We start from the raw sequence: 17050 nt of genomic DNA, 5'->3' as shown, positions 1-17050 counted from the left end.
ATCAGTGCTGTGCCATCGAGTCGGCGAACTGCTGCGCCGTCAGCTCACCGAGGAACAGCTTCTGCAGCTGGGTGAGCATGAACGTGGCCTCGTCCGCAGGCAGGTCCTGGTCCCAGGAGAGCTGGAAGTTCGGCGCCTCCTTGACGAGCTCGTAGATCCACGTCGTGTACTCGGAGTTCTCCGCGTTGGCGAGCTTGTCCTCGACCCCGCTCACCGCGGGGACGTCGCCCGCGTCGATCAGGGCCTGCACGTACTCCGGGTCGTTCAGCTGGGTGGAGATGAACTTCTTCGCGCTGTCCTGGTTCTGCGACTGGGCGGACACCGAGTAGAAGTTCGTCGGGTTGCCCACCACGTTGGCCGGGTCGCCCTTGCCGCCCGCGATGCTCGGGAACGGCACCCAGCCGAGGTCGCCGCGCTCGACGAACTCGGGGCTCTGCCCGAGCTGGTTGACGTACTCCCACGAGCCCATCAGGTGCATGGCGGCCTTGCCCTGGGCGAGGATGGTGGACGCGCCGCCGACGTCGTAGCCGACGGAGGCGTAGTTCTTGCCGAAGGCGCCCGCCTCGACCAGTTCGGTGATCTTGGACATCGACTCGACGACCGCGGGGTGCTGCCACGCGCCGGGCTTGCCGTCGCGGATGTCCTGGAACACTTCGGGCCCGCCGATGCGGTCGAGCAGGTACTCGGCCCACATCAGCTCGGTCCAGGCCTGCGAGCCGGCGAGCGCGATCGGCTGGATGCCCTCGCCCTTGAACGTGTCCACCAGCGACATCAGGTCGGCCCACGTCTCCGGCGGCTCGGCGCCGGCCTTCTCGAAGACCGCCTTGTTGTAGAACAGGGCGACGGGCTGCATGCCGCGCATCGGCAGGCCGTAGTACTTGCCGTCGATCTTGGCGGCGTCGAGCACGCTGGGCAGGAACGACTGCTTGAGGTCCGGGTTCTCCTCCAGCATGGGGGTCAGGTCCGCGACGCGGTCGGCCTGCACGTACTCGGCGAGGTTGCCGCCGCCCCAGTTGAAGAACACGTCAGGTGCGTTCGGCGAGCCGAGCGCGACCCGCAGCTTCTCCTTGTAGGGGTCGTTGCCGAAGGTCTGGAGCGTGGCGTTGCCGCCCTCCTCGGTGTTGAAGGACTCGATGGACTGCTTCTCGATTTCGTTGAGCACGTCGTCCTGCAGCGCCCACACCGTGATGCCGCCGTCACCGGCGTCGGAGGGGCCTGAGGTGCCACACGCGGCCAAGAGGCTGGTCGCGACCACGAGACCGGTCGCGATCAGTGCGCGCTGGGGGCGCTGCCTGCGCTTGAATGATCGGCGCAACATGCCACCGCCATCCTTTCTGCAACTCTGCGGAAACCTCTGCGGAGGCTGGATGAGGTTCGAAAATGTTTCGAAACATTTCCAATTCGCGGTGGACAGTAGGCGGCCCCTGTGGGGGTGTCAAGACTATGTTTTCCCGCTGTTACCTGGCGTGGAGCTGGGGATTGTCTGTTTCGTTTTCGGCCGGAAGTCCGGTCTTGTGTTTCGGAAGCGTTTCGATAAACTCCCCGCAGCATGGTCGGTGAGAAGGAGGAGACATGGCGGAGACGACGGCGGTCGGTGCGCGCCGGGCGACGCTGGCGACCATCGCCGAGGCCGCGGGCGTCTCGCTGCCGACGGTGTCCAAGGTACTCAACGGCAAGGACGACGTGGCCGCCTCGACGAGGGCGAAGGTCCTGCGGTTGCTCGAGGAGCACGACTACGTGCCGGTCGGCACCCGGCGCCCCGCCAACGAGACGCTCGTCGATCTGGTGTTCACCGCGCTGGACTCCCCGTGGGCGGTGGAGATCATCCGTGGGGTCGTGGAGTCCGGGCTCGACGCCGTCGTCTCATCGATGGCCAACGCACCGCACCGCGAACGCTGGGCCGAGTCGCTGGTCAAGGCGCGCCGGGGCGGGGCGTTGCTCGTCACGTCACAGCTCACCGCGAACGACCGGCGCACGCTCGAGCGGGCCAGGATGCCGCTCGTCGTGATCGACCCGGTCGACCTGCCCAGCCCCGACGTGCCCAGCGTGGGCGCCACCAACTGGGGCGGCGGCCTGTCCGCGACCGAGCACCTGCTGGAGCTCGGGCACCGCCGCATCGCGATGATCGGCGGGCCCGTCGGTTTCCTGTGCAGCAAGGCGCGCATCGACGGCTACCGCTCGGCGCTGGAGCGGGCGGGACTGGCGGCCGACCCGGAGCTCATCCGGCACGGCGACTTCCACCACGAGGGTGGCTACGTCGCGGCGCTGGAACTGCTCCGCATGCCCGAGCCACCGACCGCGATCTTCGCGGGCAGCGACGAGCAGGCGCTCGGCACCATCGAGGCCGCGCGCATGTGCGGCCTGGCCGTGCCGGGAGACCTGAGCGTCGTCGGTTTCGACGACCTGCCGGTGGCGCGCTGGTCGTCCCCTCCGCTGACCACCGTGCGTCAGCCGCTGGCCGAGATGGGCCGGCACGCGGGCCGCATGCTCGCCGACCTGATCGCGGGCAAGCAGCCCGACTCCCGCCGGGTGGAGCTGGCCACCCAGCTGACCGTGCGGGCGTCCACCGCGCCCCCGCGGGCCTGACCGCGCCCGCGACCCCACCGGTGCGCCGCGCCGGCACCGTGACCCTGTCCGCACTCCCGAGGAGCGCCGTGCACGTGAGTGAGCACGAACCCGAAGCCGCCCAGTCCCGCACCGCCGGGGCGCCGTGGGCCGACCCCGCACTGCCCGTGGAACGGCGGGTCGCCCTGCTGCTCGCCGACATGACGCTGGAGGAGAAGCTCGCCCAGCTGGTCGGTGTGTGGGTCGGCATCACCGACTCCGGGGACGAGGTGGCGCCCGCGCAGCACGAGTTCGCCGAGCCGCTGCCGCCGTGGGACGAGCTGACCAAGCCCGGGCTCGGCCAGCTCACCCGCGTGTTCGGCACCGGCCCGGTCGAACCGCTGGCCGGCGCCAGGGTGCTGGCCGACACCCAGCGCAGGCTGGTGGCGGGCAGCAGGCTCGGGCTGCCCGCGATGGCGCACGAGGAATGCCTTTCCGGCTTCACCGCGTGGCAGGCCACCGTGTTCCCCACCCCGCTGGCGTGGGGCGCGTCGTTCGACCCGGACACCGTCGAGCGCATGGCCGCCGGGGTCGGTCGCCAGCTGCGGGACGTCGGCGTGCACCAGGGCCTCGCGCCCGTGCTGGACGTGGCGCGCGATCCGCGGTGGGGCCGCACCGAGGAGACGATCGGCGAGGACCCCTACCTGGTCGGGCTGATCGGCACCGCCTACACCCGGGGCCTGGAGTCGGCAGGCGTGGTCGCGACGCTGAAGCACTTCGCGGGCTACTCGGCTTCGCGCGCCGGGCGCAACCACGCGCCCGCCGGCGTCGGGCCGCGCGAGCTGGCCGACGTGCTCCTGCCGCCGTTCGAGATGGCACTGCGGCACGGTGGCGCCCGCTCCGTGATGCAGTCCTACGCCGAGATCGACGGGGTGCCGCCCGCGGCGGACGAGGAACTGCTCACGGTGCTGCTGCGCGAGCGGATGGGCTTCCGCGGGGTCGTGGTCTCGGACTACTTCGGAGTCTCCTTTCTGGAGACGACACACGGTGTCGCCGGTTCGCCGGGCCACGCGGCCGCGCTCGCGCTGACCGCGGGCGTCGACGTGGAGCTGCCCAGCGTGCGCTGCTACGGCGAACCGCTGCTCGACCTCGTCCGCGCGGGCGAGGTGCCGGAGAAGCTGGTCGACCGCGCCACCGAACGGGTGCTGCGGCAGAAGTGCGAGCTCGGCCTGCTGGACGCCGACTGGGAGCCGGAGCCGGAGGTGGTGCGCCGGGGCGAGCCGGTCGACCTCGACCCGCCCGAGCTGCGCGGGCTCGCCCGCACCCTCGCCGAACGCTCCGTCGTGCTGTTGGAGGGGCGGGATGCGCTGCCGCTGCGTACGCGGTCCTCGTCCGGGCGGATCGCCGTGGTGGGCCCGTGTGCGGACGACTCTCTCGCCCTGCTGGGCTGCTACTCGTTCCCGAGCCACGTCGGTGTGCAGCACCCCGACGTGCCGATCGGCGTGCGGGTGCCGACGCTGCTGGACGGTATCCGGGCCGAGTTCCCCGAGGCCGCGATCACAACGGCGACCGGGTGCACTGTGGACGGTCCGGGCCGGGACGGCTTCGCCGAGGCCGTCGCCGCCGCCCGGGACGCCGACGTCTGCGTCGCCGTGCTCGGCGACCGGGCGGGCCTGTTCGGCCGGGGCACGTCGGGTGAGGGCTGCGACGCCGACGACCTCGCGCTGCCCGGTGAGCAGCGGGCGCTGCTCGGCGAGCTGCTCGACACCGGGGTGCCCGTGGTGGTCGTGCTGCTCTCCGGACGCCCGTACGCCCTCGGCGAGGTGACCGGCCGCGCGGCCGCGATCGTGCAGACGTTCTTCCCCGGCGAGGAGGGCGCCGCCGCCGTCGCGGGTGTGCTGTCCGGGCGGGTCAACCCGTCCGGTCGGTTGCCCGTCCAGGTCCCGCGGACCCCGGGGGGCCAGCCGGCCACCTACCTGCGCCCGCCGCTCGGTGGCCGCACCGACCTCAGCTCGGTGGACCCGACGCCCCTGTTCCCGTTCGGCCACGGGTTGTCCTACACGACGTTCGGCTACGCGGACCTGCGCGTGGGCGACGGTGGTGACGGCGGGGCACCGGAGGTGCCGACCGACGGCGCGGTCGAGGTGTCCTGCCTGGTGCGGAACACCGGTGACCGCTCCGGCGCCGAGGTCGTGCAGCTGTACCTGCACGACCCGGTGGCGTCGGTCACCCGGCCGGAACGGCAGCTCATCGGGTTCGCCCGGGTGGAGCTGGAGCCGGGCGAGGCGGCGCGGGTGCGCTTCCGGGTGCACGCCGACCGGACGGCGTTCACCGGCCGCTCCGGGGACCGGATCGTCGAACCCGGTGCGGTGCGGGTGCACGTCGGCGCGTCGAGCGAGGACATCCGGCTCTCCGGGGAGTTCACGCTCACCGGCGGGACCAGGATCGTCGGCCACGACCGGGAGCTGCTCACCCCGGTGACCGTCGACCGCGACTAGTTCGCCCCGGCGAATTCCGGGCGGTTCCGTTTAGCGGGCTGCAGGGGTGCAACTCCCGCGCGGTAAGGCACCCCTACTTCTCGAAGCGGAGCGTCATGTTCGAGCATTCGAAACGCCTGCAGTTCGAAGCGAAGCCGGAGCAGCCGGACCCGGTGTTCGCCAGGAAGCTGCAGGAACTCATCGGCGGTGCATGGGGCGAGATGACCGTGACCATGCAATATCTCTTCCAGGGCTGGAACTGCCGGGTGGAGGGCAAGTACAAGGACCTGATCATGGACATCGCGACCGAGGAGATCGGTCACGTCGAGATGCTCGCGACGATGGTGGCCCGCCTGCTCGAGGGCGCGCCGGCGACCGAGACCGTGCGGGCGGTCGAGGACCCGGTGATGGCGGCCGTCATCGGCGGGATGGACCCGCAGCAGGCGATCGTCGGCGGTGGCGGCGCCATGCCCACCAACAGCCAGGGCGTGCCCTGGAACGGGGGCTACATCGTCGCCAGCGGCAACCTGCTCGCCGACTTCCGGGCCAACGTCGCGGCCGAGGCGCAGGGCAGGCTGCAGACCGCGCGGCTGTACGAGATGACCGACGACCCGGGCGTGAAGGACATGCTGAAGTTCAACCTGGCCCGGGACACCTACCACCAGAACATGTGGCTGGCCGCGATCGAGCAGCTCAAGGAGGACGGCATGGAGGACACCGTCGCGCCGAGCGCGCTGTTCGACGAGGAGCACCGCGAGCACGCGACCAGCCTGTGGAACCTCTCCGAGGGCAACGAGTCGGCCGAGGGCCGGTGGGCGCACGGCACCGCGCCGGACGGCGAGCACCGCATGGGCATCCTCGAGTCGCCCGAACCGCTCGGCGGTCCCGCCACGGCGCCCCCACCGGACCCGAAGCTCTACGCCACGAGCGGGGACGGCGAGCGCCCGAGGGATCCGCAGCTGACCGGCGGCAAGGGCATGATGGGCAAGCTGAAGGAAGAGCTCAGCTGAGCTGTCGGGCCCCGGGCCGGGGCGGGGCGGGTGCGCCCCGCCCCGGCCCGGTCAGGGGAGGCGGCAGGCGGTCTCCAGCAGCAGCGCGTGCACGAAGGCCTGCGGCAGGTTGCCCCGGAGCTGGCGCTGCACGACGTCGTACTCCTCGGAGTACAGGCCCGGCGGGCCGCTCGCCGACCGGTTCCGCTCGAACCACGCCCGCGCCTCGGCGACGTCGCCACGCTGCAGGCATGCCAGCGCCGTGAAGTAGCCGCACAGCAGGAACGCGCCCTCCGCCGCGTGCAGCGGCCGGTCGTCGTGCCGGAAGCGGTAGACGTAGCCGTCCTCGGAGAGGTCCGCACGCACGGCGGCGAGGGTGACCGCGTTACGCGGGTCGTCCGGCGGCACCGCCCCCCGGATCATCGGCAGCAGCAGGGCGGCGTCCACCCGGCCGTCCCGGGGGGAACGCTGCCAGCGACCGCTCGGGTGCACGGAGTCCCTGGCGGCGTCGGCCACGATCGCGTCGGCGAGGGCGCTCCACGTCGCCGCCTCCTCGCGTCCCGGCCCCACGGCCGCGACCGCACGCAGCCCGGCGGCGCAGATCAGCCGCGAGTGCGCCCAGTGTTCCTCGCGCAGCTCCCACACCCCGGCGTCCGGCTCCGTCCATCGCTTCTCGATCGCCGCCACCGCGGTCCGCACGGCCTCCCACCGGGTCTGGTCCAGCCGGTCGTTCCGGCCCGCGGCGCCGAGCAGCAGCAGCGCCTCGCCGAACGCGTCGAGCTGGAACTGGCCGCTCGCGTTGTTGCCGGTCTTCGGGGCGCCGCCCGGGTAGCCGGGCAGGTGCTCCAGCCGCTGTTCCTCCGGCACCGCGCCCCCGTCGGTGGCGTACACGGGCCGCAGCCCTGGCCCGTCGGTGAGCACCCGCTCGGTGATCCAGTCCACCTGCCGGTCGAACAGCGGGTCGTCCCCGAGCACCGCGAGTGCCTGCCCGGCGTAGCACTGGTCGCGGATCCACGTGTAGCGGTAGTCGTAGTTGCGGCCCGCCCGCACGCGTTCCGGCAGGGACGTGGTCGCGGCGGCGACCATGCCACCGTGCCGGTTGGTGAGCCCGCGCAGCACGGCGTACGCGAGCCGCGCGTCACGGGAACCGACGACGCCGTCCAGCCGGGGCACCTGCGTCCGCCACTGGTGCTCGGTGACCTCCCACAGGTGCTCCGGCAGCGGCGGCGGGTCCCGGAACGGCCGGTCGGCGATCTCCAGCACGAGGTCGCGGTGCTCACCCTCCGGAATGGACAGTCGCGCGGCAAGGCCCTCCCCGGAATGGCGAGCGCCGGGGCAGCCGGACCACCGCAGGTACAGCTCCCCGATCCGGGCGTGCCAGCAGCCGTCGGTGCGGGTGACCTCACGCATCGGCCGCCGGTCGTACTCGCCGCGCGGGTCGAGCTCGGCCAGCACCTCGGCGTCGCCCTCGACGGCGTACACCTGCCGCAGCAGCACCAGGGTGTGCGAGTCCCCGGGGAAGGACAGGGCCTCCCGGCTCTCCACGGTGCCGAGCGACTGCCGCCACCGCGACCGCCAGATCAGTGAGCCGTCCTCGTAGAACCCGCCCGGCACGAACCACGGATCGGCAGGCCGGACCCGGTAGCGGCCCGCACCGCCGAGCATGGCGGTGAACACCGAGGGCGAGTCCCACCCGGGCGCGCACAGCCAGACGACGTCGCCGCGCGGCCCGATCACGGCACCGCGCTCGCCGTCGGCGAGCAGCGCGTACTCGCGCAGGATCTTCGGGGTGTGGTCGGTGGGCGACATCGGCTCAGTCCCGGCTCGTCAGGCCGCGCAGCAGCCGGGCCCCGGACCACGCCGCCGCGGCGGCCACGGTCATCGCGGCACCGGCCACCGCACCCGTGCGCAGCGCGCGCCGCGAGACCGGGGGAGCGGGCTTGCCGGGCGGCTCGCCGGAGCGGGTGCGGGCGCGCCGCATGACCTGCGCCGTGTGCAGCGCCTGGTGCCCGGTGTCCGCGGCCTCGATCTGCGTGGAGCAGGAGAACCCGTCCGCGACCACCAGCGTCGACGGGTCCGCGTCCCGCACCGCGGGCAGCAGCGCCTGCTCCCCGCAGTCCATCGAGATGCCGTACTTGCCGTCCTCGTAGCCCCACGCGCCGGCGAGACCGCAGCAGCCGCCGGTGACGCGCCGCACCGACAGCCCCATCCCCTCCAGCAGCTCGTCCCCGGGGTCGGGCCCGCCGGTGGCGCGCTGGTGGCAGTGGGTCCACAGCAGCGCCTCGCCGTCCAGCTTCGGTGGGGTGATGCCGAACGTGCGGAAGAACTCGGGGAAGTGGTAGGAGTTCTTCGCCAGCCGCCGCGCGTCGTCGTCGTGCGGCATCATGCGGAACAGCTCGTCCTTGAACACGGCCAGGCAGCTCGGCTCCATGCCGACCACCGGCACGTCCGCCCGGACGTACTCGCGCAGCTCGTCGAGCACCCGGTTCAGGTAGTGCTGCGCGGCGTCGAGGAAGCCGTAGTCGTACAGCGGGCGGCCGCAGCAGACATGCCGCTGCGGCATGATGACCCGCCATCCGGCGGCTTCGATCTCCTCGACACAGGCGACCCCGACGTCGGTGTGCAGATGGTTGTTGAACGTGTCCGGGAACAGCACCACCGGCCTGCCGTGCGGGTTCGCGGTACCGCCGCGCCGCCGGAACCACTCCTGCAGCGTCATCGGCGCGAACTCCGGCAGCGGCCGCCGCCGGTCGATGCCGCCCGCGAACTTCGCCAGCCGGGACAGCACCGGAGTCTGGGTGGCGAAGTTGACCAGCTCGGGAACGCGCGACGCGAGCCGCGCGGCCTGGTCGATGAAGCCGAACGCGTACGCGTACCGGGGCCGCCAGCGACGCAGGGACCGGTAGTGGTGGTGCCGGAACTCCGCCTTGTACGCCGGCATGTCCACCCCGACCGGGCAGTCGCTCGTGCAGCCCTTGCAGGCCAGGCACAGCTCAAGCGAGCCGGCGACCTCCTCCGACTGCCAGCCGTCGGTGACGACGTCGCCCTGCATCATCTCGAACAGCATCCGGGCCCGCCCGCGGGTACTGTGCTCCTCCTCGCGGGTGACCTGGTAACTCGGGCACATCGTCTGCGTCGCCGTGGGGTTGCGGCACTTGCCGATGCCGACGCAGCGCAGGCCCGCGTGCGCGAAGTCACCCCGCTCCTCGGGATAGGCCATCGTCGTCGCGGGCCGCCAGGGGTTGTAGTCGGTGCCGAGCCGGAGGTCCTCGTCGAGCCGGTAGGGGTCGACCACCTTGCCCGGGTTCATCTTCCACCTCGGATCCCAGATGGCCTTGAACTCGCGCATCGCCTGGATCAACTCGGGCCCGTACTGTTTCTCCAGCAGCTCGGCCCGCTGCTGCCCGTCGCCGTGCTCGCCGGAGAGACTGCCGCCGAAGGAGACCACGAGGTCGGCGGCGTCCTCGAGGAACGCGCGGTAGTTGCGGATCCCGTCCTGACTGCGCAGGTCGAAGTCGATGCGCGAGTGGATGCAGCCCTGCCCGAGGTGGCCGTACATCGCGCCGGTGAGACCGTACTCGTCGTACTTCCTCCTGAGCGCGGTCAGGTACTCGGCGACCCGGTCCGGCGGCACGGCCGAGTCCTCCCAGCCGGGCCAGTTGTCCCGGCCGTGGGCGAAGGCGGTGCCGCCGAGACCGCCCTCGCGGATCTGCCAGATGTCCTCGGAGTTGCCGCCCTCCTGCACGCTCTTCGCGATGACGACGTCGTCCTCGGCGTGCCCTTTCTCCCGCCGCAGCCAGCGGACGAACTCCTGCGCCGTCCCGATCGACTCCTCGCTGGTGTCGGCGCCGAACTGCACGAGCAACCACGCGCCGTCGGCGTCGCCGGGCAGCTCGGCGATCTCGTCGACGTGCATCTGCTGCTCCTGCTGGCTGTGCACCAGATCCGCGTCGAGGGCCTCCAGCCCGATCGGCCGCCACCGCTCGATGATCTCGGTGACGTGACCCGCCGCCTGCACGATGTCGTCGTAGCGCACCACCACGAGCGTGCGCTCGTGCAGCGCGGGGGTCAGCAGCAGCGTCGCGCGCAGCACGGTCACGCACGTGCTCTCGGTGCCGACGAGCGCGCGGGCGACGTTGAACCCGCGTTCGGGCAGCAGCTCGTCGAGGTTGTAGCCGGAGACCCGGCGCGGGAGTTCGGACACGGGCCGGAAGCCCGCGCGGATCGCGTCGGCGTACCGGTCGCGCAGATCGCGCAGCCGGGCGTAGATCTCGCCCTTGCGACCGCCCGCGGCGATGATCTCGTCGAGGTGTTGCTCCTCGTTCACGCCCACCCAGAAGCGTTCCCCGTCGTAGGTGACCACCTCGAGCGCCTGCACGTTGTCCGACGTGCGCGGCCCCGGTCCGTACAGCTGGGACTGGACGGAGTGGATGCCGCACGAGTTGTTGCCGATGTTGCCGCCGATCGAGCACCGCGAGTGCGAGGACGGGTCCGGCCCGAACACCAGGCCGTGCTGTCCGGTGTGGATGTTGAGCTGCTCGTTGACCACACCGGTCTCGCACGACACCTGGCGCAGCGCGGGGTCGAACGTGCCGATGGCGGTGAGGTACTTGGTGTGGTCGAGCACGACCGCGTAGTTCACGGTCTCCCCGGACAGGCTCGTGCCGCCGCCGCGGTTGAGGATCGGCGCGTCGAAGTCGCTGCAGATCCGGTGGGTCGCGACGACGTCGTCGAGCGTCTTCGGGACGACGACGCCGATGGGCACCTGCCGGTAGTTGGACGCGTCGTTGGCGTACAGCGCCAGCGCTCCCGGGTCGAATCGCACCTCGCCCTCGACCGCGTCGCGCAGCGCGCGCTCCAGCCCGCTCACGTCGACGCTCACCCTGCCCCGGGGCGGCCCCGCGATCGCGGGATGCGTCTTCGCCGGCACCTCGCGCACGGCCTGCCGAGCCGTGCTCGCCATGATGGTCTCCTTTCCCTCAGCTCGGCCGCGAACCGTGGACGCGGTACGGCTCCAGGTCCGCCCACCGCACGTCCAGTCCCAGCCCCGGCCGCGCCGGGTCCGGGCGCAGCGCGCCGCCCTCGGGCCGCAGCGTGCCGTCGAACGCGAGTGACTCGCAGCGGATGTGGTCGTGGAAGTACTCGAGGTGGCGCAGCCGCTTGACGGCGCAGAACGCGTGTGCCGAGGCGGCGGGAGCGCAGTGCGCGGACAGGTCCATCTGGTGCACCGCGGACAGCCCGGCGACCTCGAGCAGGCCGGTGACCCCGCCGCAGCGGGTCACGTCCGCCTGCAGGCAGTCGACGGCGCCCGCGTCGAGGAGGTCGGCGAAGTCGTGCAGGATGAAGCCGTACTCGCCGGCGGCCACGTCGAGCCCTCCAGGTCCGTGGTCGCGGACGAGGCGCAGCCCGTGGACGTCGTCCGAGCTGACCGGTTCCTCCAGCCAGCAGACGTTCCAGTCCGCGGCGAACCGGTGCGCCCAGTACAGCGCCTGCTTGCGGGTCAGCCCGCCGTTGGCGTCGGTGAGCAGGGCCGGGTCGGGCCCGATGGCCTCGCGGACCGCGGTGAGCCTGCCGGGATCCTCGGCGGGATGGCGGGCCGTCTTCAGCTTCACCTGCCCGATGCCCTGCTCCACCCAATCGCCGAGCTGCTCGACGAGCCTGCTCGTCGGGTAGTTGGCGAAACCGCCGCTGCCGTACACCGGCACCTCGTCGTGGAAGGCGGGCAGGACACGGAACAGCGGTTGTTCCAGCAGCCGCGCCTTGAGATCCCACAACGCGATGTCCACAGCGGACACCGCCATGGCACCGGCACCGGGACGGCCGGCGTTGCGCAGCGCCGCGAACATGCGGTGCCACAGCGCGGCCGGGGCGAGCGCGTCGCCGCCGCGCACCACCGAGGCGAGCTTCGACTCGACGAGTGTCGCGACGGCGATGTCGCCGTAGGTGTAGCCGATCCCGGTCCGACCGCCTGCGTGCGCGCGGACGAGCACCATCGTGGTCGAGTCCCAGACCAGCGTGCCGTCCGCCTCGAGCCCGTCCGGCCCGTCCGTGGGCACCGTGAAGGCGTGGACGTCGATGTCCTCGACCTCGATGACGTCCGACATCGCGCTCAGCGGTCGCGGCCGGGCAGGTTCTCGTAGAACTCGGACAGCTTCTGCCGGAACCCGCGCACACCGATGCCGACCTTCTCCGGGTCGCTCAGGACGGCCTTGGCCGACTTCTTGGCCTGCTCCATCTTGATGTGCGGCGGGAGCGGCGGGATCTCCTGGTCCACCTTGAACTCGAGCACGACCGGGCCTGTGCTGGACAGCGCCCGGCGCCAGGCGTCCTCGATGCCGCCCGGATCGTCGCAGTAGATGCCGGTCATCCCGATCAGCTCGGCGTACTTCGCGAACGGCACGTCCGGGATGTACTGCGAGCCCATGAACTTCGGGTCGCCGCCCATCGCACGCTGCTCCCAGGTGACCTGGTTGAGGTCCTCGTTGTTGAACACGCAGAAGACGAGCGGCGGGCCGCCACCGAGCTGCTCGGCGTAGCGCTGCACGGTGATCATCTCGTTCATGCCGTTCATCTGGAAGGCGCCGTCGCCGACGAAGGCGATCACCGGGTGGTCCGGGTAGGCGAACTTGGCCGCGATCGCGTAGGGCACGCCGGGGCCCATCGTGGCGAGTGTGCCGGACAACGACGCGCGCATGCCCTTGCGCAGCTTGAGGTGCCGCGCCCACCAGTTCGTGGAGGACCCGGAGTCGGCGGTGAGGATGCAGTCGTCCGGCAGCATCGGCGAGAGCACGTGGGCGATCGCCTGCGGGTTGATCTGCCCCTGGAAGTGCTGGCTCGCCCGGTCCTCCATGGTCCGGTTCCACGTGCGCACGTGCTCCTCGATCCGCTCCCGCCAGCCGCGGTCCTCCTTGCGCTTGAGCATGGGGATCAGCTGCTTGAGCGTCTCCTTGGCGTCGCCGACGACGTGTGCCTCCATCGGGTAGCGGATCCCGATCATGCTGCCGTCGATGTCGATCTCCACGCCGCGGGCCTGGCCCTCGTCGGGCAGCCACTCCGCGTACGGGAAGCTGGTGCCGATCATGAACAGCGTGTCGCAGTTCATCACCATGTCGTCGCTGGGCTCCGAGCCGAGCAACCCGATCGGTCCGGTGACGAACGGCAGGTCGTCGTCGAGCACCTCCCGGCCGAGCAGTGCCTTCGCCACGCCCGCGCCGAGGAGTTCGGCGGCCTCGACCACCTCGGCTTCGGCGTGCCTGGCGCCCTGGCCGATGAGCATCGCGACCTTGCTGCCCTCGTTGAGCACGTCCGCGGCCTTCTGCAGCTCCCCGGGGTCGGGCAGCACGCGAGGCTGGCTCCAGCCGACGCTGGAGTACACGGCGCCGTGCGTCTTCGGCGGCGAGGGCTGCGCCTCCTCCTCCTGCAGGTCGACCGGCACGACGATGGTCGCGACGCCGCGCCTGGTCAGCGCCGTCTTGAACGCGCGGTCGATGACGTGCCGCACCTGGGCCGGATGCATGCACGACTGGATGAACTCGGAGACGTCGGCGAAGAGGCTCTCCAGGTGCACCTCCTGCTGGTAGTGCGAACCCTGCGCGATCCGCTTCTGCTGGCCGACGATCGCGACGACCGGCTGGTGGTCGAGCTTGGCGTCGTACAGCCCGTTCAGCAGGTGGACGGCGCCGGGCCCCGACGTGGCGATGCAGCAGCCCACCTCGCCGGTGAACTTGGCGTGCCCGCAGGCCATGAAGGCGGACATCTCCTCGTGCCGGGCCTGCACGAACTGGGGATCGCCCTCAGCGCGGTCGAACGCTCCGAGCAGTCCGTTGATGCCGTCCCCGGGATAGCCGTAGACGCGGTGGACGCCCCACTCCCGGATCCGGTCGACAATGTAATCGGCCACCTGCTGCATTGCTGCTCCCAGGACTCAGGTACGGATTGCCTCCGACCGGGTTCCCGGCCTTCCGCCGGTCAAACCGCTGGATTCGGTCCGACCGGACGCGCGGGGCGGGCGTGTGCCGCGGCGGGCGTCAGCCGTGCCTGCGGGCGAGCAGACCGAGCGTGAGCAGCAGCCGGTCCCGGGGATCGGCCACCCGGCGCCCGGTGGCGGACTCGATGCGCTGCAACCGGTAGATCACGGTGTTGCGGTGGCAGTACAGCCGCTGCGCGGCGTGAGTGGGGGAGCCGCCGCTGTCGAGGGTGGCCTCCAGTGTCTCGAACATCGTGTCGCGCTCGTTCGCGGGCAACCGCAGCAGATCGCGGAACGCCACCTCCTGCAACCGGGGCAGCAACTGGGGGCTGCCGGCCAGCAGCGCCTCGGGCAGCCGGTCGTCGAGCATCGCCACCCCGGGACCGGCCAGGGTGCTCGCCGCCGTCTGCGCGAGCGCGTAGGCGTCGCCCGCCTCCGCGAGCGACTGGAAGACGGGGGAGGCGCCCGTCCTGCCGGTGACGGCGGGCTCCAGTGCGCCGAGCACGGCACCGGGCGTGCGCTCGCCCAGCGCGACCAGCCCGACGATCTCGGTGGGCCGGACGTGCCACGAGGAGACGATGCCGTGCGCCGCCAGCGTGTCCCTCGGCGAGCGCAGCGGCTCGTCGCACGGGGTCTCGACCGGCGCCACCACGCACAGCATCGGCCCGCTCGCCGGCAGGCCGAGCGCGGCCGCCGCCTCCGCCGCGAACCCCGGCTCGCTGCCGCGGCCCTCGAGCAGCGCGTTGAGGAAGGCGTGCCGCCGCGACAGCTCCTGGCTGCGCAGCCGCGCCTCCTCCAGCCGGTAGGCGTCCACGAGCGCCGACGAGCTGGAGTCGATCACCTTCCACACGTAGCCGGCCGCGTCGAGCAGCGCGTGGTCGAAGCGACCCGCGAAGCGTTCCCGCGACGTGGCGAGCAGGCCCTCCCAGATCACCCGCCCGCCCAGCCGGTAGGCGCGCAGCACGGCCTCCAGCGGCACGCCCTGCCTGGCCCGCACCCGGCCGGTCTCGATGGACGTGTCCTGCGGGTCCGCGCCCTCCGGCACGGTCGCGCCGAGCGACTGGATGCCGCGCTCCAGGTTGCCCCGCAGGTTCTCCCGCAGCTCGTCCGGGGCGGCGACGCCCAGCTGCGCGTACGAGGGTTCGCGCTGCAGCACGACCAGGGTCAGCCGGTCGGCGAGGCTCTCCAGGTTCTCCAGCAGGACGCGGCTGAGGGTGTGCAGCGCCGCCTTGGCCGGTTCGGAGCATTCGGCGGCCTCCGCGCCCTCCACCGTCGATCGCATCTGCCGAGATTTACACGCGGCGCCGCATCGCGTCCAGGCATTCCGGGCGGCGAGCCCAGAAATCGGCATGATCCTTGGGCGCCGCGCCTATGGCCGGATTTGGGCGCCGCGCATCAGTCTTAGGGCCGCACCAGCTCACACACCCAACGTCGGGAGGCGCGGTCGTGACGTCGCCGGGAACATCCGAGACCACCGGGAGGGCGGGGACAGGCCACCGCCACGCCCGCGGGCGGCCCGATCCGGCGCCGCTGTTCGCCGTGTCCGGCGTGACCGTGCGGTTCGGCGGGCTGACCGCGCTCGACGACGTCTCGCTGGCCGTGCGCCCGCACGAGGTGCACGGCGTGATCGGCCCCAACGGCGCGGGGAAGACGACGCTGTTCAACGTGTGCTGCGGCTTCGTCCGGCCGGACGCGGGCACGATCAGCAGGCACGGCACGCCGCTGACCGACCTGCGCCCGCACCGGCTCGCCGGCATGGGCGTCGCCAGGACCCTGCAGGGACTCGGCCTGTTCCGCGGCCTGACGGTGACCGAGAACGTCATGGTGGGCGCGGACCGGTTCCGCCGCAGCGGTTTCGTGTCCGCGCTGCTCGCGCTGCCCCGCTCCGCCGCGGACGAACGCGCGCTGCGGGAACGGGCGTGGCGGGCGATGAGCGACGCCGGGGTGGCGGAGTTCGCCGGCCGCTACCCGGGCAGCCTGCCCTACGCGGTGCAGAAACGCGTCGCGCTCGCGCGGGCTCTCGCGGCCGACCCCGAGCTGCTGCTGCTCGACGAGCCGGCGAGCGGGCTCGGTCACGACGAGATCAGCGAGCTGGGCGCGTTCGTGCGCGGGCTCGCCGAGCGCATGTCGATCGTGCTGGTCGACCACCACATGGACCTCGTGATGTCGGTGTGCGACCGGATCACCGTGCTGGACTTCGGCCGGGTGGTCGCGGCCGGCGCGCCGGAGGAGGTCCGGGACGATCCGGCGGTCGTCGACGCGTACCTGGGCGAGGAGGCCCACCGGGGAGGCAGTGATGGCAACGATGGCAACGACGGCAACGATGGCTGAGCGCGGACCCGCACTGGAAGTGCGTGACCTGACCACCCGCTACGGGCCGGTGACCGCGCTGAACACGGTCACCGTGCGGGCGCGTCCCGGGGAGATCACCGCGGTGCTGGGCGCCAACGGCGCGGGCAAGACCACGTTGCTGCGCACGATCTCCGGCCTGGTCCGGGGCAGTGACGGCAGCGTGCTGCTCGGCGAGCGCGACCTGACGCGGGCGCCGGCGGAGGCGATCGCGCGAGCGGGCGTGGCACACGTGCCCGAGGGACGCGGGGTGATCACCGAGCTGACCGTGGAGGAGAACCTGCGCCTCGGCGACCTGCTCGGCGCGCGCCGAGCCGACCGCCGGTACCACCTCGCGGACGTGTACGACCTCTTTCCCGCACTGGCGGAGCGGCGCCGCCGCGAGGCCAACTCGCTGTCCGGCGGCGAACGGCAGATGCTCGTGATCGCGCGGGCGCTGCTGTCCGGCCCCGAGGTGCTGCTGCTCGACGAGCCGTCGCTCGGGCTGGCGCCCCGCATCGTCGCGCGGATCTTCGGGATCCTGCGCGACCTCGTCGACCGGGACGGCCTCACGGTGCTCCTGGTGGAGCAGAACGCGCGCAGCGCACTCTCGATCGCCGACGCCGGTTTCGTGCTCAACCTCGGCCGGGTCGTCGCGGCCGCCGACGCGCGCACCCTCGCCGCGGACGACGAGCTGCGGCACGCCTATCTCGGCTTCTGACCCAGTGCCACCCGGAGGAGGACAC

Annotated in this window: 11 protein-coding genes; 5 read left to right on the top strand and 6 right to left on the bottom strand. The window is 72.1% G+C overall.

The features are described from left to right. Position 1 precedes the first annotated feature (1 nt). Positions 2–1318: an ABC transporter substrate-binding protein gene (locus B0I33_RS19335; RefSeq protein WP_106180244.1), complete on the bottom strand. Its 1317-nt coding sequence runs from the start codon at positions 1316–1318 to the stop codon at positions 2–4. A 254-nt stretch (positions 1319–1572) separates the two neighbouring features. Here B0I33_RS19335 and B0I33_RS19330 point away from each other — a divergent pair, with 254 nt between their 5' ends. From B0I33_RS19330 to B0I33_RS19320, 3 genes are all read left to right on the top strand, one after another. Continuing rightward, on the top strand, positions 1573–2586 hold the full coding sequence (locus tag B0I33_RS19330) for a LacI family DNA-binding transcriptional regulator (protein WP_106180243.1): 1014 nt from the start codon (positions 1573–1575) through the stop codon (positions 2584–2586). 74 nt (positions 2587–2660) lie between these two features. Further along, positions 2661–5042 carry a beta-xylosidase/alpha-l-arabinosidase gene (locus B0I33_RS19325; RefSeq protein ID WP_245900839.1) on the top strand — a complete coding sequence of 794 codons (2382 nt, stop codon included), beginning with the start codon at positions 2661–2663 and terminating at the stop codon, positions 5040–5042. A gap of 95 nt (positions 5043–5137) precedes the next feature. Next, complete coding sequence (locus tag B0I33_RS19320) at positions 5138–6031, top strand: manganese catalase (RefSeq protein WP_106180242.1); 894 nt, start codon at positions 5138–5140, stop codon at positions 6029–6031. A 51-nt stretch (positions 6032–6082) separates the two neighbouring features. On the opposite strand, the gene B0I33_RS19315 is transcribed toward B0I33_RS19320, so the two are convergent. From B0I33_RS19315 to B0I33_RS19295, 5 genes are all read right to left on the bottom strand, one after another. Further along, entirely contained in the window at positions 6083–7819 is a 1737-nt protein-coding gene (locus B0I33_RS19315) for a glycoside hydrolase family 15 protein (protein ID WP_106180241.1), read from the bottom strand. Positions 7820–7823: 4 nt separating this feature from the next. Further along, complete coding sequence (locus tag B0I33_RS19310) at positions 7824–10973, bottom strand: FAD-binding and (Fe-S)-binding domain-containing protein (protein WP_106180240.1); 3150 nt, start codon at positions 10971–10973, stop codon at positions 7824–7826. A gap of 16 nt (positions 10974–10989) precedes the next feature. Further along, on the bottom strand, positions 10990–12114 hold the full coding sequence (locus B0I33_RS19305; RefSeq protein WP_106180239.1) for an enolase C-terminal domain-like protein: 1125 nt from the start codon (positions 12112–12114) through the stop codon (positions 10990–10992). Positions 12115–12119: 5 nt separating this feature from the next. Next, entirely contained in the window at positions 12120–13919 is a 1800-nt protein-coding gene (locus B0I33_RS19300) for a thiamine pyrophosphate-requiring protein (RefSeq protein WP_106180238.1), read from the bottom strand. Positions 13920–14037: 118 nt separating this feature from the next. After that, positions 14038–15258 (bottom strand): PucR family transcriptional regulator, encoded by a 1221-nt coding sequence (locus tag B0I33_RS19295; RefSeq protein WP_106180237.1) that lies wholly within the window; start codon positions 15256–15258, stop codon positions 14038–14040. A 164-nt stretch (positions 15259–15422) separates the two neighbouring features. Here B0I33_RS19295 and B0I33_RS19290 point away from each other — a divergent pair, with 164 nt between their 5' ends. Further along, positions 15423–16307, top strand: coding sequence for an ABC transporter ATP-binding protein (locus tag B0I33_RS19290; RefSeq protein WP_425440497.1), 885 nt, complete (start codon positions 15423–15425; stop codon positions 16305–16307). Further along, on the top strand, positions 16300–17025 hold the full coding sequence (locus tag B0I33_RS19285; protein ID WP_245900836.1) for an ABC transporter ATP-binding protein: 726 nt from the start codon (positions 16300–16302) through the stop codon (positions 17023–17025). Before B0I33_RS19290 ends, B0I33_RS19285 begins: the two co-directional genes overlap by 8 nt. The last annotated feature ends 25 nt before the right edge of the window (positions 17026–17050 follow it).

This window comes from Prauserella shujinwangii (genome assembly GCF_003001955.1).
GTDB lineage: Bacteria > Actinomycetota > Actinomycetes > Mycobacteriales > Pseudonocardiaceae > Qaidamihabitans > Qaidamihabitans shujinwangii.
This window is presented reverse-complemented; position numbering and strand designations above follow the sequence as displayed.